Source organism: Leuconostoc pseudomesenteroides KCTC 3652, assembly GCF_014634745.1.
Classification (GTDB): domain Bacteria; phylum Bacillota; class Bacilli; order Lactobacillales; family Lactobacillaceae; genus Leuconostoc; species Leuconostoc pseudomesenteroides.
Genome location: NZ_BMBP01000005.1, coordinates 82,447 through 104,507, shown reverse-complemented (window position 1 = coordinate 104,507; position 22,061 = coordinate 82,447). Strand labels below are relative to the sequence as shown.

The following is a 22,061-nucleotide window of genomic DNA, read 5'->3' as shown; positions in this document are numbered from 1 at the left end:
GCAAACGTTCGTTCGGGTATTTTAGTCTAATATTTGTAACATAATCCATTCAATTATTGCGTTAACTGTACTTGCTCTACGCTCTACGGTTGAAATGCTTAATCCTAGATCTTCGATCAACATTTCGTGAATAATATCCTTCTTATTCAAACGGCCATGGATAATTCTTCTTTGAATCAGATGATTGAACAGCGAATATGAAATAATCTCACGCGCAAGCAAAATATTTCGCTGCCCAACTGCTTGTTGCGCAATATGTTTACCGCGTACGGTTAACTTAAATCGAGAATCAATTTGTTCTGCCAATCCAAAATACATTAAAATATTTTTAACATAATAATCAGATTGACGTGGATCGAAATTGAAATTTTCAGCAATCTCTGTTTTAGTCAGCGGTCGCCTTTTTAATATCATCATCAACTCCAAAACTTTTGACATGTCATTAGCTTGTGGAAATAATTTTCCTACCGTGTCATGAGTTATGACACTTTGTGCGTATTGTAATAAAGAGGCTGCTGTTTCAGTTTCATTGCGGTCAATCAATTGGAATTCGAACCGTCTAATTTCTCGAATACTATTGTAATGTGTATCATCATCAAATGAAAAAACTCTTACTCTGGCATACTGACTTGCTGCATTAATTTCAAAGAAAACTGGAATAATTGGTTTGTTATCAATTTTTAGATCTGACAAAAGCTTACGATAGGGAAAATATAGTTGTCGTATCAAAAAATTGTCTTCTTTTACCTGCTTTGCTTCGATAATATAAACTGCTTTAGGCGATTCTAAAACTGTATCGATTTCAATTTGTGGGTTTTCTAACTGTAATGTAAAATGATGATTGTCTTGAAAATCAGAAATATTAAATTGCCAATTGCCACCACCCATTCTTCCATTGATTGTACGAATAAAATCAGAATCTTCAAATGCTTGGTCAAAAACATTTGCCGCTAATCCCGCACTTATCCAGCTATTTTCATTCCACGTCGCTGAGTTTCCTAGTAAGGAAGCTAAGTTAGGCACTTGATATTTTTCTACACTGGTCGCCTCAGCACTAGAAAGGTTAGCATACTCATCGAAATGTCCCACAAGGTATTTTTTACGTGAGATTGGCAGTATATTCAGCTCATTTTCCACAAATACATCTGGTAAGTCTTCACGTTTATCAAATTTTGACAAATTTCGAAAATCTGGTCCAGATTTTTTTTTTGAAATACGGTTCACTTCTTGCGAAGTAATTTCAAAAAATCCCTGATGGTTAAGTGATTGTATAGCATCGCTACGATTTGACAAGACTTCTTCCCAGACTCTATTTTTGGCACCGTTAACCATGAACAATTACCTCACCAACAGTTGTCCTAGAAGTAGCCCTTGCCCCAACTGAACGTTTAACACTAACGTGTTCAATTTGGACACCTTTAATATCACCATATAATTCCTCAATAAGGGGAACATCTGAGTTTGATAGCATCACATGAACACCATTTTCATGCAAACGCTTAAATACATCTCGCAATCTAACCTGCTGTTCGTATCCAAATTCAGCACTATATCCGGTAAAATTACTAGTCGCAGATAATGGTATATATGGCGGATCAAAGTATACAAAATCACCTGTTTTAGCTTTGCTAACTGCTTTTTCAAAATCGCCGTTCATAAATGTGACTTGCGCGGAATTTAAGTAATTCGCAACAGCAAAAATCGTATTAGCGTCAGAAATTTTTGGGTTTTTGTAGCTACCAAAAGGGACATTGTTTTGACCTTTACGGTTCACGCGCCATAACCCGTTATACCCAGTTTTGTTCATATAAATAAAGCGCGCTGAGCGTTCAATTGAGGACATATTTTCAAGCCTACCATCACGATCAGCAGCACGTAAATCTAAATAAAATTCTTTACTGTGGTTTCTTTGATATTCTTGTAGCAATTGTGTTAATTGTTCAGGATTATCACAAACAGTTTGCCATGTCACCACTAATTCAGGATTGAAATCATTCAAAATTGCTTTTTCTGGTTGCAGCATTAATAAAAAGGCACCACCACCTAAAAAAGGCTCAAAATATGTTCCAAATTTCTTTGGAACATACCTCGCCAATTCTGGTAGTAACTGCCTTTTTCCACCAACCCATTTAATAAATGGTTTTAAATTTGCTAATTGTGCTTGTTGCTTGTTGCTTGTTGCTTGTTGCTTGTTGCTTGTTGCTTGTTGCTTGTTGCTTGTTGCTTGTTGCTTGTTGCTTGTTGCTTGTTGCTTGTTGCTTGTTGCTTGTTGCTTGTTGCTTGTTGCTTGTTGCTTGTTGCTAAGCATGGGCGTGATCCTCTACTTTGTCAAGAGTTAGGATCTTAATTGTTGATCAAAATTGAAAAAAAAGCAATCACCTTCATCTAATGGACAAATCATTTGCCATCGAATCAAATACATCTTTTTCACGTTTCAAAATCAGGTCACGAATAGTACCGAATTTTTTATTTTTTATAGCTTGTTTAACTTTTTCAAAGTCTTCTTGGGGAGGATATACCATATTTTTCAATACTTCTGGGTCGGGCGTTCCTGAAACATCATACAAATTTTTTCCATGTTTTGAACGATTCATGTCAGTTTTTAATATCATTACATTACCCACGGACGCTCCCGGAATATTATTTTCAGAATAATATTCAGATAACGACTTTTTTGAATAAATGTGTTCAAAATCTGTAGATGTAACATTATTATTTGCGTAATAATGACTGTACTTTAAATTAGCATGCATTGTAACTATGGTCTTTACTACACTTTTAATTTGTATGCTAGCATTGTCTTTATCAGATTCTATCCAACTTTCCACAGCCGACTTATATCTTGACTGACTGACTGGTAAAGAATAACTTTTCATTGGAGTTCCATCACTAGGAGTCACATAATAAGACGACAGTCGCTTATCCCCCGTACTTTTCCACAAGTTTTGTAAATCATCAACCAAATAATATGAGGGAAGAAATGTGAGGATTTTTTGTTGTTCAACCTTATTGTCTCTTTTAACCCATAGGGCTGCAATGTACGACAATATTTTAAAATTTTTTGATAACCCGTTTTCATATTCTTTTTGTTTGTTGGAGATCATACCAGGTTTTTCTAGTAGTCTTTCAAAAGTTTTATTTAGACTTTGTAAAATATTATCAAGAATCTGCAACTCATCCGACAAATTGCTTTCAATTTCTCTTTCTTTAAATTTTTTTGCAATTCCACTCAATTTTGTATTTGGTATACCAACAATAATTCCGAGAGTAGCAAAACCATATTCATCACGTAGATCATCATCGTCAAATTTAGCTGTAATTAAGGATTTCAATCTGTTTATCACTAAATCCCCGATACCAAAGGCAAGTTCAGAAAGATTTAGTTCCCTACCCTTTCTAATATCTTGCTCGTTATAGTCTGAAATTTCAATATTATCACGTGCTTTTGTCATTCTATCGTAACGATTTATAACAGATTCAATAAGGCCCTTCTCAATTTGTGTGTCATTGAGTGTAATCAAATGATTAGCCCAAGAAGCAGCAAAAACTTGGTATTTAGATAATTTTTTGCCGGTCCTGTTTAGATTTTCAAAAACACTAGGTAAATTTTCTTCTGGTCCTGTAAACTCAATAATAGGAATAACAATATTGTCAACGTCAACATACTTTTCTAGATCTTGTCGCGCTTTTTTTATATATTCCGAAATTCGAGATAGATTATCTAACAGATCATTAGTACTTTTTCCAAAAATATCGCTAAAACCTTTTACTCCCTTTGCCAATTTATTGACGTCAAATTCGTTACTATTTTTAATAATTGCCTGACTAAAAAAATCTTTTAAAATTGGTTGCTCTTTATCAGTTATTGAAACTAATGTATTACTCAAGCTTTGAAATTCTTTATACTTCTCAATTTCATCTAAGTGAGACCAATATTTTTCAGGATTTTTTTTAAAATCATTAATGGTAGTTAACCGTTGTTGTCCATCAATAACAGTATACATGCCTTTATCCCCTTTACGGATCAATATTGATCCAAATGGAAAACCATTTGCTAGCGTATCCACGAACTCTTGTTTATCTTTATCAGACCAAACTAAGCCTCTTTGATACTTTGGCACAGTCAACTTATCCGCTAATTCAGAATAATTTTTGGCGGTGGCTTCATACTGCTTCTTTACCATTAAATTTTTCTCCAATCAAGTATTTACCTAATTAGATCATTTTTTTGACATAAATGCTATTACAAACTGATCACAAAAAAAACAGCTCATCGGCTGTTTTTTTGTTTCACCGGTTGCGTCACACGCAACACCTTAGTGAACGAGAATCCAATAATTACAATACCAGCTACAATTACTAATGCCATAATGTTTCTCCTTTGATTTGTTTGATTATTGCTATCATACAGACCAAAGATTAAACCAATATTTAATCCAAATTAGTAATTTCAGCGATTGCTTGTGCATAGATTGAGATTGATCGATACAAGTCATCTAACAAAGCAAATTCATTAACTTGGTGCATAGTGTCTGGTGAATCTGGGAATAGCGCCCCAAAGGCGACACCACGCTTCATCAAACGACCATAAGTGCCACCACCAATAACTTGATCATGTGCTGGCAAACCAGTTTGTTCGTGATAAACACGCAACAATGTCTCCACAATAGGATCGCTTGGTGCAACGTAATGTGGCACTTGCGCGTGTCCGCCAATGGTTGGCTTGACATCCCAACCATTCAATTGTGAGGCTAAACCAGCTTCAATTTCTTCCGGTGTAATACCTTTTGGATAACGGAAGTTGAAGTTAATAAAGGCTTTGCCGCCGTCAACAAACTTTTGAATACCAACGTTCATTGACAAAGGCCCCATGACTTGGTCAGTATAATTAACACCAAACTTCTTACCAATAGTATCATCATGTGCTGGTGTGCCAAGATAAGTCAAGAATGACTTAGCAGTACCACCAAAATCAAAGTCTTGCAAGAAGTTAGCTAGGTACGTACCAGCGTTCTCGCCAGTTTCAGGCATTGCGCCGTGAACCTGTTTACCATTCAAAACAAAGTTGACAACTTCACCATCTGTTTCTGTTGAACCAGAAATCTGCGGATTATCCACCAAATATTCTTGGAATTCAGTGACAATTTTTTCTGCTTGTGCTGACTTCACAGTAGCACGGGCAATTCCAGGCACCATATTAGTCCGTAATCCAGATTCAAACGATACCAACTTAGCAGACCCACCGTTAGTAGCTTCGCCGTCAATCAAAATTTGGACATTACCCTTTTCACCATTGATAATTGGATATTCAGCATCAGGTGAGAAACCAAATGCTGGTTCAGGTTCCACTTCAAAATAACGTGTCATGCCTGTCCAGTCGTTTTCTTCATCGGTACCAAAAATCAATCGTACACGACGCTTCAAAGGTACTTTCAAATCAGACAAAATTTTGAAGGCGTAATAAGCAGCCATCCCCGGTCCCTTATCATCAGACGCCCCGCGGGCAATGATTTTGTCTTCAGTCACAACAGGTTCAAATGGTGCTGTTTCCCAACCTTCGCCTGCTGGCATGACATCAACGTGGGCCAAGATAGCGACGTATTCCTCAGCGTCCTTTGGACCAATTTCAATATAACCAGCCAAGTTATCAAGATTTTTAGTGGTAAAACCGTCTCGTTCTGCAATCGACAGTACTTTAACTAATGCATCTTTGGGCCCAGGACCAAGTGGTGCATCTGCTGTGGCTTTTGAGTCATCACGTACAGATTCAACTGCTAGCATTGACTTCAAATCCTCAATAAACGCCTCTTTGCGCGTTTCTGTTTCTTGTTTCCAATCAATTGTCATGTTTTTTAACCTTTCTTGTATCTAATACTTTGATTATACGCTTTTGCTGATTTTTTTCCTAATGACTTATCTTGCTCAATATCGTGATTGCTTTGGTACACTAGCTAACAATTTTTGACGCAAAACTGGATCAGCCACTGCGATAAACAAACCATGACGTCCCCTTTTTAGTAGGATGTTCAAAGCATTTAGCATGATTGATTGCTTATCTTCTAATGATAAATTTTTGCCACCCACGCTTCTAAATGCTGCCTTATCCTCATAATGACTTGGATCGATGATTAACTGATCTTTTTGATTATCATAACGAATACCAGGCCCAATAATCACGCCTGCATAATTCAAGTCAAAGCCCTGAATCGTATAAACAGACCCCACTTCATCGATCGTTTCAGGGCGCAGAGCCCAAGGTGTGACACCTGTATCAAGCTGATCCCAGGGTAATTTGAAATCGTCCAATGTGACATACCATTTGCCACGATTCACCGTGTAGGGGTAATCGGTAGTTGCCAAGATTCTCGACATGCCGACACGCTGATTTTCTTGACAAATCGCCGTATATAACCGGTTAGCATCATTATAAATACGCAAATCAAATGATGGCGTTGTTGCCACATCAATTATTTTTTTGTGCTGGGTTAGCTGATCAATCCACTCAACGACTGACTGGCTTTGACCAACCATTCGATATTGCTCGCTTAATTGAACTGTCTCGGGTCTAAACGGTGCTAAAATCGTCTGCAACTGATCGCCATGCCACATACTTTTTAATTTCAAAACCTGATGAGCATCAAAGACTAGAATAACCACACGCGCATGTTTCAGTATCTCAACCAGTTGATTTTCTTGCTGAAATTTATTGTACCGGTCTGGTGCTGTTAGTAAAAGATGGGCTTCATCAATTAAAACAACATCAGCAGTTTGATTGTGACGAGTCATTTGATTAATGAATGTCGTTGGTTTAAGAAATTGATTCTTTTTGAGGCCAGGCTGATAACTGGCTAATTCACGGTAACTTTTCCACATCTCAGCGTGATTAACAAGTAAAAAATTACGCCATTGTGACTTCGCGGCTTGTAGTTGTTTGAAAATTTCAAATAGCACAACGCTCTTACCAGCACCAGCGCCACCTTCTATCACAAAAGCACGCGTTTGCGACTGGGTTAAATTGTGATTGGCGAACGCTACTGCTTGATGAATCACATCGTTTTGTTCCTCTGAAAATTGTTCACCGTCAGCCAATACGAAACTATTTTTAATCATAGCCATATTGTAACATTATGCCTCCTCAAAAAAGATAAAAATATAAATGACATAATATAAATACACCGTCATAAACGCCGATAACACAAGGATTTGGCGTGCAATATTTGTCCTTATCAGTTAGAATAAGTGTGAGGAAGTAAACATGAAAAAGTTGACAGAAGATATCCTTTACCAAGTCATTAAAAAAAGACCCGAACAATCTCATAAAGCCAGTTATGGTCGCGTTTTAATTATTGGTGGTACACAGCAATTTGGTGGTGCTGTAATCATGAACGCACTAGCTGCTGTCAATGCTGGGGCCGGTTTAGTCTCTGTTGCAACAGACCCTAGTAACTTCACTGCATTGCACGCCCACCTACCCGAAGCAATGGTGATTGATTTTAATGACGATTTAACTGATGATATTCAACATGCTGATGTCGTGTTAATTGGTTCTGGACTGGGAAATCGTCTTGATATCGTTGAAGCCACTTTTGACGCCATCATGGCACGTCAAATTTTGATTGTCGATGGTTCAGCGCTAACTTTAGTTGCGGAAAATAAACTTTCTTGGCCACAATCGCAACTTATTATTACACCACATCAAATGGAATGGCAACGATTAAGCGGTGTCACAATCAATGAACAGGCATTTGAGGCTTTCAATATGTTAGCCCAGCAACGTATGAATGTTCAGCCAATCCTTGTTTTGAAACAACACCATACTCAAATTTATACGCTTAACCAAGTTTTTGAAATACCAAATGGTGGTCCTTATCAAGCGACAGGTGGTATGGGTGACACGCTGGCTGGTATGATAGCTGGTTTCACGGCACAATTCATGCTAAGCTTTCCCGAGTCTATTATGGCGGCAGTTTATGCCCACTCTGCCATTGCCGATGAACTATCAAAAAATCATTACGTCACACTACCAACTAAAATCAGCGCGGCATTACCAGAATTTATGTCGCGTTACGCCAAATGACAAAAGCCTGATATATTAATTAGGTAGACCCCAAAAATTTGAATGCCATAGCATAAATCAATTTTAGCACTCTGCAAAATGGTCATTTAAAATTCATTTAAATACTGTGACCCTATAAAACCCAATAACTTGCCGGACATTTGATTTTGTCCAAGTTATCAACACCTCAATCTGTTATTGTTTTCTTCTCTCCCTCACGTCTTTGGATATGGGGGCTATTTTTTGAATAATGGTCTCTTATATTTTTAATACATTTTAGTTGTTACTATCGACGTAATTAAAACAATCAACGATTGACATATTAGTCAGTTGACCAAATGTTGAACGAAAAATAATTGGATCTTCCGGAAAAGGTTGTGTTAGCCAAGTTTCAAAAATAGCTAATAAAAATTTAGTTGATAATTCAACAGTAACTGATTGACTAGGGTTCAAAATATTAAATTGGCAGTTGGTCAGGTTATCACTAATCCATTTGATATAAGTTTTTTGTAATGAGTGTAGCCAGTGACCACTAATAACGTCACTTGAATACAATACTTTTAGCGCGGAATGATGATCATAAAGTACAGGCAATAGGTCGTCAGAGATTTTTTCAAGCAGTTTATTAGCTTTACTCTCTGTTAAAGTTGATAATATTGCCATATTAATCGTTTGTTCAATATCCTGTAGAATTTCAGCTGATGAGCGGAAAAATGTTAGCGCCAAGTCATGAGAAACCCCAGATTCGGCTATGACATTGTTAATGTCATAACAATTAATATTGTTCTGTGACGCCAGCAGTAAAAAAGCGTTAATTAATTTTTTTCTTTCTGCATCATGAACAGTGAAATTTTTTTGATCTATTTGCTCAAAAAGCCTAGCCAACGGCACTTGAAACGTTTTGGATATATTAATTAACACATCCAAAGGTGGCAAATTAATACCACGTTCCCAGTTAGATATCGTTTTGGGTGAAATAAACAATCGATCAGCAAATTCTGCTTGCGTTAAACCTTGGTCTACTCGGATGTTCAATAAAAATTTTGGAATGTATTTGCATGTCATATATACTCCTCAAAAAGTGACTAGTTAAGATTGTAACATAGAATGACAAACGTTTATCAATTAACAAGTGTTAATCAACTTGATTCCATATCTGTAGGAGTTTTAGTATCATTTTCTTAAAATAAAAGACAATTGGCATAAGATACTTTGTTATATTATTAACAAACAGAAAGGAAAAGTAAGTATGAAACAATTATTAATAACTTACGAAAAAATTAGGAGAGCATGTGGGGTAATCATTGTAGTGATATCCTTGAATTTATTTAGATCATTGTGGGTTGGAGACCTAGTTGCTAAATTTAATTTGGATAGATCCACAGCGGCCTGGGGAGTGCAATTGGTTACTGCTGGTGCAGGTTGGATTTTCGTTGCAGCTTTCCCATACTTTTCACCTTTCCTACTCACTTTAGAGGGCCTGATAGCTACAGTAGGAACGGGTGCAGCTATCGGCTGGTAATGTAAAAGAAAAGTACAGAAAGGAAATATTTTTATGTTAATTGTTATGATTAAAAGTATAGGTTTGTTAGTGCAACGGTTTGGATTAACTGCACCAGTGGCTTTTGCCATTATTAATCTCTTAAGTACAGGGGGAGCATATGCAGTTGCAGTTGCCTATCCATTTTTTGCACCATTTATAGCCACTGCTAAGGCTTATCTTGCCGTTTTCGGAATGACAGCAGGAGTTGCGTTTTAATTATGTTTGCAACAAAAAGAGACTTTCTTCTACTGCTAGTGACATTGGGCGTTGGCACTATTGTTGGATATATATTTTCACCAAAAGAAATTGGCACAAATGTATCAGAGCGCGGTAAATTGAGTGTCGCAGAAATATGTAATCATAATGTGGGTGTTGTCTTGCTCATATTAATAGTCGGTATGCTCACGTATGGAATAGTCGCTTACCTGCTGCTCTTTATAAATGGCTTATCCTTGGGTATAGTAATGGCAAACATTACACTAGGAAATATTATTTTTACTTTAATACCATATAGTATATTTGAGTTAGCAGCATTTATAATTGCTGCATTTGCTAGTATAAATTTATCACGTCAGTTGCGACAAACAATCAAACAGAAAAACACATCCATTATGTGGCAATATGTGGGCTACGACAAATTATTTTTAGCCATCGTGTTTGTATTTTTGGGGAGCGCAGCAATTTTAGAGGTGCATATATGAAAAACCAAAGAAAATTTAAAATTTTTAGTTTACTTTTATTATTATTTGTAGCAATCACTGGATTGATATTTGGATTTATAGGATCCACCGAGTTATTGAGAAATGCTGATCAAATTAGAACGTCAGTGCAACTACCCGTAGCGTCTCAAATTGCAAGTAAAACCATGTGGGTGGCGATGTCTATGTGTGTTTTATATATTTTTATATTCAAAGAACGCAAACGCAATTTATTTTGGCTCCTACTTTCTTTTTTTGGCATAATCATTTTTTCGATTAAAAAATTAGTAGGTGAATGGCTATATGCAAAAGAAAATTAACATCACTATTCGACCGTTAAACAAATACAATTTGATTTTATCAATTATGATAATTGGCATTTCATATCACGAAAAAATTTATAATTTTATATTTCTATATTTTTTGTTTATGCTACCAGAAATCATAAAATCAATGGAAAAAACAATAAATTATTTTAAAAAATAGTGACAAGTGATACCCAATTATTTTATGCCGCACGTGCCGCGATATATTTATATTATGATTTTAAAGTGCCGTAAAATGCCATGTTACTACGCCTCCACATTTACTTACTCTTTGTAATTACATTAGGAATTGATATCATTTTCAAGTAAAAGTTTTATTATGTTAGAATTAAGTTAACTATTACTGGAGGAATTCATTTTGAAACTAATTTCATGGAACATTGACTCAATTAACGCTGCTGTTGAACATAAAAGTGCGCGTGGTGAAATGACTTGGTCGGTGCTTAATAATATTGCTGAAGCGACACCTGATGTTTTTGCTATTCAGGAAACCAAATTAAAAGCAACTGGATTAACCAAAAAGCAAGCCAATGCCATTGCTGAACTATTTCCTGACTATCACGTTTTTGTCAACCCGAGTTTAGCACGTTCGGGCTATTCTGGTACCATGGTATTGTCCCGTCAAGAACCTTTATCAGTTGATTTTCCAAAAATAGATGCGCCCGGCGATATGGACATGGAGGGGCGTGTGATCACACTCGAATTCGCCAATTTTTATGTTTCAACTGTTTATACCCCCAATTCCGGCAGCGAACTAGCGCGCTTAGATGATCGTGGTTTATGGGATGATCAATACCGACGCTATATCAGTTCATTAGACCAAAAGAAGCCAGTGATTTTCAGTGGTGACATGAACGTTGCCCATGAAGAAATTGACCTGAAAAATCCTAAAACTAATCACCATTCAGCCGGATTTACCGATCAGGAACGGGAAAAGTTTACAACATTATTGGGTGCTGGTTTCACAGATACGCTGAGAACGCTCAACCCTGATGTTCCAAGTATATACACTTGGTGGGCACAGATTAGCAAGACCAGCAAAATTAACAACTCTGGTTGGCGCATTGACTATTATCTCGTCAGCAACAGAATTGCTGATAAAGTCACCCAGTCAACTGTACTAGACACTGGTAAAAGACAAGATCACGCACCAATTCAATTGGAAATTGATTTACTTTAAAAACAACATGGTTTCTTCATGATTTAGTGCCAATATCGCCACATTATTGACGTATGATTAAGTTATTGGTGGAGGTGATTCTATGGATAAGAGACCAAATGTGAGTCGTATTGACGATATCTACATTCATGCTTACTATAACCATCACGATGCCGTAATCACAAAAAAAAGCAGCAAAGCCGCTTCTGTTTCTAGATTTAGTCTCGCTGTTATTCTGGGATTATCGTTGGCAATCGGGTGTCATACACTCATCACAATTTTTTTCTAAGCTATCCAATCTGGGATAGCTTATTTATTTTTCACAAATGATTTTAGTGCTGAATCACCAAATTGCTGGGATTCATATATTAAAATATTTGCCGCAGCCACTGCATCATCTAATGCATTATGGTGATGTTCAAGCGCAATACCCAAGTTTTCCGCCACTGTATTCAACTTATGGTTTTGAAAATTTGGAAATAGTTTGCGACTTGTTTGAACGGTGTCAAGTAACATATAATGTGGTTCAGGCAATCCGTAATAGTCTAACGTTCCTTTCAATACACCATTATCAAATGGTGCATTGTGCGCAACCACTAATTTATCTGCCGTAAAAAGTGGTGCAATTGTTGGCCAAATATCAGGAAATTGTGGTGCTTGTGCCACATCAACCTGATGAATACCGTGAATTTTCGTATTATAATGACTAAATGACGTTTCTGGTTTTATTAATGAATAGAATTGATCCACTATTTGATTATCTCTCACAACTGCTAAGGCAATCGATACTGCTGAGTGCTTTTCATGATTGGCTGTTTCAAAATCCATTGCAACAAAATTCATATTTCTAACTCCAAAACCATTTTTTGCAGCTGCGTCTGACGCCCATTTGGCAATGTCAAATTCACTTGCTTTCCTACTATTATAAAACCAAACTTCTCGTAAATATGTCTAGCTGGCAAATTGTCTACTTGCACGTCTAACCAGACCTGTTGCAAACCATTTGTTTGTGCCCAATAAAGTAATGCTGTCATCAATGATTGTCCTAAACCAGCGCCTTGAAATTGAGATAAAATAGCCATACCCACTTCACCATTTTCAATCGAGCCAATACCTACTGGGAAACGTAACGTCCCTTGTTCAGCAATCAGTAGCAAAGTGATAGCTGGCCCAACGTTTTCCTCGGGCACTACTTCTCCGTCTCGCATACTAGCTATCAAAAACGTATCCGTTTCCGTCATCAATTGTTGAATGAGTGCCTGCCATTGTGCCGCGTTTTCTAACCCAGCCACTTCCAAACTAAATGCAATCGGTTGGCTCATATCAAAGTTCATAACGCGTCCTCAAAATTAGCCAGTTGCCCAATACCATGGATGGTAATTTGACGTTGATCATCTTCATTAGTTCGCTGAAAGTTAAAATCAATACGATCATTGGGTAAAATATCAACCATATATTGCGGCCATTCAATCAAAGTAATACCGTCTGTCCCGATAAAATCTTCAAACCCTTGATTTTCAGCGCCCATTGTTTCTAAAGTATAGGCATCAAAATGATAAATCGGTGTTTCACCGGCCATATACGTATTCATGATGTTAAATGTTGGGCTCTTAACACGACCAGTGACACCTAAAGCACGAGCGAATCCTTGCGTGAAAGTTGTTTTGCCAGCACCAAGATCACCAGTCAAAGTTAATACCATACCGCGACGCACCAATTGGGCTACTTTTTGAGCCAATTCTTGTGTTTGCTGTGAATTGTTTGTGAGAAATTCTTTCATTCTTTCATTATAGCACGAGATAATTGGTATAATGATACTTAACAACTAAAAGGACCACTATCATGTATCGAGATGATTCATTAACATTACACACAGACGCCTATCAAATTAATATGATTTATACCTATTGGCAGCAAGGTATTGATCAAACACCTGTTGTCTTTGAAGCGTACTTTAGAAAAATGCCGTTTGACAATGGTTACGTTATTTTTGCCGGTTTAGAGCGAATTGTGACTATTCTAAAGCAACTCACTTTCAGTCAGAGTGACATTAACTATCTTCGTAGCTTAGATTTATATGATGATGCTTTCCTAGATTATTTGCAGAATTGGCATTTCACAGCAACTTTGCGTTCAGCCTACGAAGGTGAAGTGATGTTTAATCACGAACCCCTTTTCCAAGTTGAAGGGCCGCTGGTCGACGCGCAATTATTAGAGACACTTTTGCTCAATGTGGTCAATTTTCAAACACTGATTGCAACCAAAGCCGCTCGTATTGCTACTGTCACTGATGGTCAACCCTTGCTGGAATTTGGCACACGTCGCGCCCAAGAAATTGATGCAGCACTTTGGGGAACGCGTGCTGCCTTTATCGGTGGCTTTGATGCCACATCTAATGTTCGCGCCGGCAAATTATTCAATATTCCAATTTCTGGCACACATGCACACGCTTTAGTGCAAGCCTATCAAAATGATTACGACGCGTTTAAAGCTTACGCATCAACGCATAAAGACGTCGTTTTCTTAGTAGACACTTTTGACACACTCAAGTCCGGTGTCCCTAGTGCCATCAAAGTAGCGCAAGAATTTGGCAACCAAATCAATTTTCAAGGTGTCAGAATTGATTCAGGTGACATGGCTTATTTGTCTAAAATCATTCGGAAAATGCTGGATGAAGCTGGTTTTACATCAGCTAAAATATACGCGTCCAACGACTTGGACGAAAATACAATCTTAAACTTAAAAATGCAAGGTGCCAAAATAGATGTTTGGGGTGTCGGCACCAAACTGATCACTGCTTTTGATCAACCAGCTTTAGGTGCTGTTTACAAAATGGTTAGCTTCAACGGCAAAAATACGATCAAAATTTCCAACAATGTTGAAAAAGTATCGACCCCTGGCAAAAAACAAGTGTGGCGCATCACAGATCGACAAGACGGTAAATCCGAAGGCGATTATCTCACTTTTTCAAATGAAGATCCGCGTCAGCAAACGGATTTACATATGTTTGATCCTAATCACCCTGTTATTTCAAAAGACGTCCATGATTTCAACGCTGAACCTATGCTTCATGATATTTTTGTTAATGGCCAATTAATTTATGATTTGCCAGATATTAAGGCCGTTAAAACCTATGCGAAGCAATCGCTGGATAATTTGTGGGATGAGTATAAACGTGTGCTCAATCCTGAAACTTATCCAGTTGATTTATCACAAAGCTTATATGACGCCAAAATTGACTTAATCAACGAAACACGACAACACATTAAGGAGATGTCAAAATGAGACCCTTGCAAGCAAAAATGATTGCTGAATTGCACGTACAACCTATGATTGACGCCGACGCTGAGATTCGTCGATCAGTTGATTTTTTGAAACAGTATTTAACCCACTCAATATACACAAGCCTTGTTTTGGCAATTAGCGGTGGTCAAGATTCAACCCTTGCTGGCAAATTAGCCCAAATAGCGGTACAAGAGCTGCGTGATACAACTGGTGATGATTATAAATTTGTCGCCATTCGCCAGCCTTATGGCAAGCAACGTGATGAAGATGATGCTCAAGCTGCCCTAACATTTATCCAACCTGATGCCATCGTCACCACTGACATTCAACCCGCCACAGACGCCATGACTACCGCTTTACGTGCTGGTGGGCTAACCATTGATGATATGAGTCGGGGGTCAATTAAGCCAAAAATGCGCATGATTGCACAGTATGCTGTTGCTCGTGAGCACAACGGTATTGTTGTGGGAACTGATCACGCCGCTGAAGCCTTTGCAGGCTTTTTCACCAAATATGGTGATGGCGGCACAGATATCAACCCGCTCTGGCGCCTCAACAAACGACAAGGTCGCCAATTATTAGTGGCCCTCGACGCGCCAGCGCATCTATATGATAAAGTGCCAACTGCAGATTTGGAGGATGATCGACCACAGTTACCAGATGAAGTTGCACTCGGCGTCAGCTATCAGGCTATCGATAATTATTTGGAGGGTCGAGACGTCTCAGAACAAGACGCCACTCAAATTGAGTCACTTTACTTGGCGAGTCAACAAAAACGCCATGAGCCAATCACAATTTACGACACATGGTTTTATTAATCAACTAATAGATCACCGTAACGCAATTGCCCAACGTAATTGAGTTGCGGTGTTTTTGATAGATCATGTGGATTAGTGCCAGGTTGATTAAGGGGCACTGCAACACCTAATTTTTGGTAATAGTTTAGCCAATAATTTGAGATTGGCTGCTGGTCATCACCAAATTGCATCGGTTGTTGCGGTATCGTCAACACATTTGCAAATGCTAACTGCACCAATTGTGAACAATATAAGCCATCATCATTAGGATAAAACGAAAAATTATAGGGTCGATTCTGATAGGACATTGCCTGTGAAATCACTTGTGACTGTTGCGTTTCCGTCAAGCTAGCTCGATAAATATCTGCAACGTTAACTTCTTCGAAGAAATCACGTATTCGTTGAATTGCTACACCATGTTTTGGTGAGGCATCAATTATTTGGTGCGCATTAATCACAATTGCAACATGAACATAATTGCCCGTTGAGGTCGCTATTGCCTCATCAAGTGCTTCATGATTGTTTGGAATGAATAGTAGATCAGCTGTCTGTAATGTCATAAAGATAGTTTACCATGTACGACCAACAAAAAATACCAAGCATATAGCTTGGTATTTTCACTTTTTTTAATTTGTAGCAGCTTCTTCAGCAGCGGCAGCATTTTCAGCTTCTTGCTTCTGTAGCATCTTGTCATACTTCAAAGCAAATGGGAAGTACATTGCTGTTGACATTGCAATTAAGATTGCTTGCCAGATAGCAAATTGCCAACCACCAGCCAAAAGTCCAGAAATAATTGGTGGTGTTGTCCAAGGTACACCGACACCATTTAGTGGTGGCACAATACCAAAGTAGATAATTGCGTAAGTTCCAACGGCAGCAATAACTGGCGTGAGGAAGAATGGAATAGCCAAGAATGGATTCAAGACCATTGGAATACCAAACAAGAATGGTTCGTTAATATTGAACAAGCCAGGAATAAATTCAATTTTTCCAAGTGTCTTCAATTGAACTGAACGAGCACGTACCAGTGTGAAGACCACCAAACCAATCGTCATACCTGATCCAGTCATGTTAATGAAATTATTCAAGAATTCGTTTGTAACAATATGAACTGATGGGTTTGACAATGTCAATTCACCAGCCTTACGTGCTACCATGTTGTCAAATGAGTTAGGAATTAAGAAAGCACCTGAGATAGCACCAACGATAATACCGCCATGGACACCAAAGAACCAGAAGAATGTGACCAAGAATGCCAGCAAAAGAACTGCCGGGAATGAATCTGACATCCCCTGAAGTGGTGTTTGAATAACTTGATAAATCCAATCTAGTGCATCTGTATGGAATACATACTTGAAGATGGCAAAGATTGCAGTAGATACTGTCACGACTACAAAAGCTGGAATCATGGCTGTGAACTGTCCCGCAACGTTTGCAGGTACTTGTTCAGGCAAAGTTACCTTCCAACCTGCCTTAATCATTGCTGAGTAAGACCAACCAACTAGCAAACCAACAATAATAGCAGCAATCATACCTTGCCCGCCCATGTTGGCTGTATTCAAAACGCCGGCCACTGGACTGCTCAACAATTCTTGTACAGCATGTGGCAACTTATCAATATTCTTGTAGGCTGCTTCATTGACAGGGTTCGGCACCGACATGGTTTGTAGCAATAGAAATGCTACTAATGCGGTGAACCCAGCAGGCAAGGCCTCTTGCCCTTCATCACGTACATAAACATACGCAATACCAACGACTGTGAAAATTGAAATCATACCAAAGCTAGCATTGTTAGCCTGAGCAAACACCGCCGACCAACCATGATCCGCCAGCCATGTGGCAACTGGTACATACGGTACGTTAGCCAAAATCAGAAAGACAGATCCAATAATAATAAATGGCAAACTATACACCATACCATTTTTCAACGCTGTAACTGCTTTAGTGTTGATAAACTTCATGATAGGTGGCATTAATTTGTCAGTTACCCAACTACTCTTTGCACTATTCTGCATAAGTATTTCTCCTTTTGTAAACTCCCTGTTTACGTAATTCCGCTTTTTGTAAGCGGTTACACTAATATCATAACCCATTATTTGAAAATGTCAACACTTTTTTGTAAACGGTTACAACTTATGAAAGAAATGACTTAATGTACTTTTTTAGTATGCAGGATAAATGTTGCAAAACAGTGAATTAACAAGGATTTAATTGTGAATTTTTCGGGGTAATTGTGTTTGTTGTTTGAATATTCCAACTTAATATTATTATCATAATTAAAAAATTATACTTGCTTCGTTTTCATTTCATTTACATTGGGATAATAAGATTTGAAAACTTCATAAGCGCCAATTAAATTTGCCGAATTACCAAATTGAGCAGCTTTAATGTTGACAGGCATATCAGTAATATGTCCTTTGACGTCAGCAATTAAAATTGACACGCGTTGATTTAATTCGTTTAAAATATCGGCATTTTGTGAAAGTCCCCCACCAATCACAATGATGTCTGGATCAACAATGAACATCAGATTAAAAATACCACGAGCCAGACTGTCTAATTGGCGGGACACATTTATTTTTGCCACGCCATCACCCTTTTCTGCCAAGTCATACAACTCTTTCCCAGACAGCGAAGTATCGTGTCTCACGTTGTAACGTCTAGCCATTTCAACCGCCGAAGCTTTGACACTCCACTGGGAGTTAACGCCATCAAAAAAGCTATAGCCAAACTCGCCACCATAACCATGTGCGCCACGCACGAGTTGCCCATTCAGATAAACAGCGCCACCCACACCTGTGCCAACGACCACAAATATTGCTGAATTTGCCCCAGCAGCAACACCTTGTTTGACTTCTGCTAAACCCGCGGCGTTAGCATCATTTTCAATTGTGACAGGCGCCTTGAATAGCTTTTCCAAAGTATCGACAATGGGAAAATGATGAATGTAAGGTACTGCTGAGTTGCCACTAATGAACCCATCTTTAAATTTCACAACCCCCGGAGCACTGATTGCCACGCCCTCAATATTAGTGAAATTTTGCGCGACATCACGCAATTGATTCACCATTTCATCCCAAGTTTTAGGCGTCTCAAAGGATGAAATTTTACCCAAATTGCCATCTGTAACGGCGGCATATTTCACACTAGTCCCACCAATATCTATTGTTAAAATCATGTTGTCTTCCTCCGAATGAAAAAGCAGCCGAAGCTGCCGATTATAAATAAACGTTATTGCAAAACTTTTGTAGTGCTGTCACCAAATAAAATTGTTCATTGATATAAAACAAAACATATACAAAATCTAATTTACCATGATCCTCATTTGACAATGAAAGTGACTGATCATGGTGCCCTATGCTTTAACTGTTAAAACCATTAGACTTAAATACGTCACGCAAGTAATCAAACGACGCTTTCTTTGAACGGCTCATGTCACGTTCCTCTTCATTAGTCCGATTAACGTAAACAGCACCATAACGTTTGTTCATATCACCACTCGAGCTAGGAATATCAATCAATCCCCAGCCAAGATAGCCGATAACGTTGGTTCCATCTTCAATCATAGCTTGCTTCATCGCGTCAATGTGATCACGGTGATATTGAATACGATAATCATCTTGAATCATCTGATCATCAGTCATTTCTTCACGCCAACCCAAACCGTTTTCAACAGGAAAGACCGGTAACTGATAGCGAGAATAAATTGATGTTAAGGCGTTTCTAAAACCCAAAGGATCAATCGTCCATGACCATTCATTTGCTGTTAAATAAGGGTTTTTTTCATTGGCAATATCTAAATAGCGATTTGGTGCTGTGCCATCTGGAATTTTATCCGCATTCAACATGTCTGTCCGATAATAACTAAACGCTATAAAATCACTGGTTTGCTTTGATAATACTGCGTCATCCTTAGGTTGATAGTCCATATCAATATTGTGCGTTGCCACAAAGGCTAACACTTCCGGCAAATAGTGGCCAGCCGTAAACATCGTTAGCAAGTTATCATTCAAAAATGTGTCAACGCGACGAGCTGCAAAAACGTCAGTTGGTTTAGATGTGGCTGGATACGTCACTTGATACGCCAACATACCACCAATTTTTAACTGATTAAACTGTTCATGCACAAAATTTGCGACATGCGCATGCGCCAACATTGTATGATGAAAAATTTGATAGAGATTGTCTAACGACTGTTCTGCATTGATGGCACCACCAATATCATAAGCCATATTTGTAAAATATAGATTGTGCTCATTAAATGTCAGCCAATACGTCACCCGATCAGCAAAACGGCTAATGATTTCCTTGGCATAACGCACATAAGCGTCGACAACGTGGCGACTCAAAAAACCATTATATTTCTCTGCGAGCGCCAGTGGCATATCAAAATGGTACAGCGCTATCATTGGCTGAATCCCACGTGCCTGCAAGGCGTCAATCATATCTGAATAAAACTGAATGCCCGCCTCGTTGAACTCACCATCACCATCTGGGACGACGCGTGCCCAAGAAATTTCAAAGCGATACATATTGACGCCCATTTCAGCCATCAGATCAAAGTCTTCAGGATAACGGTGGTACTCGTCAATCGTTTTTTCCCAAGTTGTCTCTTTCTTCAAATCGTACGTGGATTTGCCACGTACGCCTTGAAATCCCTCAGTTTGCATACTTGATGTCGAGTTTCCCCAGAAAAAGCCGGTCGGCATTGTTGTCATAAATTTTCCCCTTGTGTTTTAATTACATTTTGATACCAATTGAAACTATCTTTCTTTAAGCGCTTACCACTGCCATGCCCCTCATCATCTAGATCGACGTAAATGTAGCCATAGCGCTTACTCATCTCACCCGTACCAGCTGAGACAATATCAATTGGTCCCCATGACAAGTAGCCAATCAAGTTCACACCATCAATAATGGTAGCCTTTTCCGCTTCAGCGATATGTGCACTCAGATAAGCAATACGATAATCATCATGAATACTGCCGTCTGCTGTCACGGTATCATAGGCACCAAAACCATTTTCCACGATCATAATAGGCAAATTTGGATACAAATTATTCAGTTGATTTAATGTGTAGCGCAATCCCTCAGGATCAATTGTCCATCCCCAATCAGACGCGGGAATCAGTGTGTTTTTAACACTTTCAATACTACTTGGATCATCTAATGCTGGTGTTTTACCATCAGCTGCTTTAACCGCAAAGGTCGCATAATAGGAAATACTCAAATAATCAACAGTACCCTCTTTTAAAATTTGTCGATCCTCATCTGTAATATCTGAACGATAACCAGTTCGCTCAAATAAAGCTTCCAACTCTGATGGATATGCCCCACGAATATGCACATCACTAAACCACTTGCGCAATTGTTCAGCTTTCTGAGCTGCTAACATATCTGTTGGTAATGGCGTAGCTGGATAAATTGGTGACACATTTAGCATCGCACCAATTTGGAAGTCCGGATTAATTTGGTGCGCAAGTTGTACCACTTTGGCACTAGCTACTAATTCATAATGGCCAGCTTGGTACATATCTGCCATACGTTCTGCGATTGTGGCCGTTTCGTCATACCGCAAACCAGAATTTGTCCAAACAAGAAAATCTTGTACCGTTGATGCTTCACTAATATTAGCTTGGTTAGATATTTCATTATGCGTAATCCAATATTTAACTTTATTGCGATAACGCTTAAGAACCGTCTCTGAGTATTTTACGAAAAAGTCAATCAACCGACGATTGCGCCAACCGCCATATTCCGTTACCAAATGGTAAGGCATTTCAAAGTGGTTGAGTGTGATGACGGGTTCAATACCAAGACGATTCATCTCATCGAACATGTCATCGTAAAACTGAAGCCCAGCTTCATTGGGTTCTACATCATCACCATTTGGAAAGATTCTTGTCCAGGCAATAGATGTTCGGAAAGCTTTGAACCCCATTTCTGCCATCAATGCCAAATCTTCTTTGTAAGTGTCATGAAAATAAATGCCGTGATGATTGGGGTAATTTTCCCCTGCAATCACGCCATCAGTTATGGTTCGGGGTGTCGTGGCATTGCCGGCAGTCAATACATCGGCAATCGAAACGCCTTTACCATCAACGTCCCAAGCACCCTCAGCTTGGTGAGCAGCAATCGCACCGCCCCAGAGAAAATCTTTTGGCATTTTTAATCCTGTCATGTTTAATTCTCCTATG

Annotated in this window: 23 protein-coding genes; 9 read left to right on the top strand and 14 right to left on the bottom strand. The window is 38.5% G+C overall.

Annotated features, from left to right (window positions below; translation table 11 throughout):
* Positions 1 to 21: 21 nt before the first annotated feature.
* From IEU65_RS06665 to IEU65_RS06645, 5 genes are all read right to left on the bottom strand, one after another.
* Positions 22 to 1,332, bottom strand: a complete 1,311-nt coding sequence (locus tag IEU65_RS06665; protein ID WP_147651909.1) for a type II restriction enzyme — start codon at positions 1,330 to 1,332, stop codon at positions 22 to 24.
* Positions 1,325 to 2,308, bottom strand: a complete 984-nt coding sequence (locus tag IEU65_RS06660) for a DNA adenine methylase (protein ID WP_242455653.1) — start codon at positions 2,306 to 2,308, stop codon at positions 1,325 to 1,327. The genes IEU65_RS06665 and IEU65_RS06660 overlap by 8 nt, the downstream gene beginning before the upstream one ends.
* A gap of 73 nt (positions 2,309 to 2,381) precedes the next feature.
* Positions 2,382 to 4,184, bottom strand: coding sequence for a DUF262 domain-containing protein (locus IEU65_RS06655; RefSeq protein WP_010292349.1), 1,803 nt, complete (start codon positions 4,182 to 4,184; stop codon positions 2,382 to 2,384).
* Positions 4,185 to 4,431: 247 nt separating this feature from the next.
* The gene (pepV, locus tag IEU65_RS06650) at positions 4,432 to 5,847 is read right to left on the bottom strand and encodes a dipeptidase PepV (protein WP_010292353.1); all 1,416 of its coding nucleotides are present in this window, start codon (positions 5,845 to 5,847) and stop codon (positions 4,432 to 4,434) included.
* A 75-nt stretch (positions 5,848 to 5,922) separates the two neighbouring features.
* Positions 5,923 to 7,116 carry a DUF2075 domain-containing protein gene (locus IEU65_RS06645; protein ID WP_010292355.1) on the bottom strand — a complete coding sequence of 398 codons (1,194 nt, stop codon included), beginning with the start codon at positions 7,114 to 7,116 and terminating at the stop codon, positions 5,923 to 5,925.
* A 139-nt stretch (positions 7,117 to 7,255) separates the two neighbouring features.
* On the opposite strand from IEU65_RS06645, the gene IEU65_RS06640 reads away from it, so the two are divergent.
* Complete coding sequence (locus IEU65_RS06640; protein WP_010292357.1) at positions 7,256 to 8,077, top strand: NAD(P)H-hydrate dehydratase; 822 nt, start codon at positions 7,256 to 7,258, stop codon at positions 8,075 to 8,077.
* 255 nt (positions 8,078 to 8,332) lie between these two features.
* On the opposite strand, the gene IEU65_RS06635 is transcribed toward IEU65_RS06640, so the two are convergent.
* Positions 8,333 to 9,121: a helix-turn-helix domain-containing protein gene (locus IEU65_RS06635; protein WP_010292359.1), complete on the bottom strand. Its 789-nt coding sequence runs from the start codon at positions 9,119 to 9,121 to the stop codon at positions 8,333 to 8,335.
* A gap of 184 nt (positions 9,122 to 9,305) precedes the next feature.
* On the opposite strand from IEU65_RS06635, the gene IEU65_RS06630 reads away from it, so the two are divergent.
* From IEU65_RS06630 to IEU65_RS06605, 6 genes are all read left to right on the top strand, one after another.
* The gene (locus tag IEU65_RS06630) at positions 9,306 to 9,578 is read left to right on the top strand and encodes a hypothetical protein (RefSeq protein ID WP_010292360.1); all 273 of its coding nucleotides are present in this window, start codon (positions 9,306 to 9,308) and stop codon (positions 9,576 to 9,578) included.
* Positions 9,579 to 9,623: 45 nt separating this feature from the next.
* Positions 9,624 to 9,815 (top strand): hypothetical protein, encoded by a 192-nt coding sequence (locus IEU65_RS06625; RefSeq protein WP_147651915.1) that lies wholly within the window; start codon positions 9,624 to 9,626, stop codon positions 9,813 to 9,815.
* A 2-nt stretch (positions 9,816 to 9,817) separates the two neighbouring features.
* Positions 9,818 to 10,300, top strand: coding sequence for a stage II sporulation protein M (locus tag IEU65_RS06620; protein ID WP_010292364.1), 483 nt, complete (start codon positions 9,818 to 9,820; stop codon positions 10,298 to 10,300).
* Positions 10,297 to 10,617, top strand: a complete 321-nt coding sequence (locus IEU65_RS06615; RefSeq protein WP_010292366.1) for a hypothetical protein — start codon at positions 10,297 to 10,299, stop codon at positions 10,615 to 10,617. Before IEU65_RS06620 ends, IEU65_RS06615 begins: the two co-directional genes overlap by 4 nt.
* A gap of 364 nt (positions 10,618 to 10,981) precedes the next feature.
* The gene (locus IEU65_RS06610) at positions 10,982 to 11,803 is read left to right on the top strand and encodes an exodeoxyribonuclease III (protein WP_010292371.1); all 822 of its coding nucleotides are present in this window, start codon (positions 10,982 to 10,984) and stop codon (positions 11,801 to 11,803) included.
* 82 nt (positions 11,804 to 11,885) lie between these two features.
* The gene (locus tag IEU65_RS06605; protein WP_010292374.1) at positions 11,886 to 12,071 is read left to right on the top strand and encodes a hypothetical protein; all 186 of its coding nucleotides are present in this window, start codon (positions 11,886 to 11,888) and stop codon (positions 12,069 to 12,071) included.
* A gap of 20 nt (positions 12,072 to 12,091) precedes the next feature.
* Here IEU65_RS06605 and IEU65_RS06600 read toward each other — a convergent pair whose 3' ends face one another.
* Genes IEU65_RS06600 through tsaE form a run of 3 tightly spaced genes read right to left on the bottom strand, consistent with a single transcriptional unit; the run spans position 12,092 to position 13,562 of the window.
* Positions 12,092 to 12,625, bottom strand: coding sequence for a 3'-5' exonuclease (locus IEU65_RS06600; RefSeq protein WP_010292379.1), 534 nt, complete (start codon positions 12,623 to 12,625; stop codon positions 12,092 to 12,094).
* Positions 12,622 to 13,116 carry a GNAT family N-acetyltransferase gene (locus IEU65_RS06595; protein ID WP_010292383.1) on the bottom strand — a complete coding sequence of 165 codons (495 nt, stop codon included), beginning with the start codon at positions 13,114 to 13,116 and terminating at the stop codon, positions 12,622 to 12,624. The genes IEU65_RS06600 and IEU65_RS06595 overlap by 4 nt, the downstream gene beginning before the upstream one ends.
* A complete protein-coding gene (tsaE, locus tag IEU65_RS06590) occupies positions 13,113 to 13,562 on the bottom strand; it encodes a tRNA (adenosine(37)-N6)-threonylcarbamoyltransferase complex ATPase subunit type 1 TsaE (protein ID WP_010292385.1) in 450 nt (149 codons plus the stop codon). The genes IEU65_RS06595 and tsaE overlap by 4 nt, the downstream gene beginning before the upstream one ends.
* A 62-nt stretch (positions 13,563 to 13,624) precedes the next feature.
* Here tsaE and IEU65_RS06585 point away from each other — a divergent pair, with 62 nt between their 5' ends.
* Both IEU65_RS06585 and nadE read left to right on the top strand, forming a co-directional pair.
* Entirely contained in the window at positions 13,625 to 15,067 is a 1,443-nt protein-coding gene (locus IEU65_RS06585) for a nicotinate phosphoribosyltransferase (protein ID WP_010292388.1), read from the top strand.
* Positions 15,064 to 15,885 (top strand): NAD(+) synthase, encoded by an 822-nt coding sequence (gene nadE / locus IEU65_RS06580; protein ID WP_010292392.1) that lies wholly within the window; start codon positions 15,064 to 15,066, stop codon positions 15,883 to 15,885. Before IEU65_RS06585 ends, nadE begins: the two co-directional genes overlap by 4 nt.
* On the opposite strand, the gene IEU65_RS06575 is transcribed toward nadE, so the two are convergent.
* From IEU65_RS06575 to IEU65_RS06555, 5 genes are all read right to left on the bottom strand, one after another.
* Complete coding sequence (locus tag IEU65_RS06575) at positions 15,882 to 16,424, bottom strand: YiiX/YebB-like N1pC/P60 family cysteine hydrolase (protein ID WP_010292395.1); 543 nt, start codon at positions 16,422 to 16,424, stop codon at positions 15,882 to 15,884. The two genes, nadE and IEU65_RS06575, sit on opposite strands and share 4 nt — an antisense overlap.
* Before the next feature lie 66 nt (positions 16,425 to 16,490).
* Positions 16,491 to 17,879, bottom strand: a complete 1,389-nt coding sequence (locus tag IEU65_RS06570; protein ID WP_010292398.1) for a PTS sugar transporter subunit IIC — start codon at positions 17,877 to 17,879, stop codon at positions 16,491 to 16,493.
* Positions 17,880 to 18,148: 269 nt separating this feature from the next.
* Entirely contained in the window at positions 18,149 to 19,042 is an 894-nt protein-coding gene (locus tag IEU65_RS06565) for an ROK family protein (RefSeq protein WP_010292400.1), read from the bottom strand.
* A 184-nt stretch (positions 19,043 to 19,226) separates the two neighbouring features.
* Positions 19,227 to 20,582, bottom strand: a complete 1,356-nt coding sequence (locus IEU65_RS06560) for a glycoside hydrolase family 1 protein (RefSeq protein ID WP_010292401.1) — start codon at positions 20,580 to 20,582, stop codon at positions 19,227 to 19,229.
* On the bottom strand, positions 20,579 to 22,045 hold the full coding sequence (locus IEU65_RS06555) for a 6-phospho-beta-glucosidase (RefSeq protein ID WP_010292403.1): 1,467 nt from the start codon (positions 22,043 to 22,045) through the stop codon (positions 20,579 to 20,581). Before IEU65_RS06555 ends, IEU65_RS06560 begins: the two co-directional genes overlap by 4 nt.
* Positions 22,046 to 22,061 lie beyond the last annotated feature (16 nt).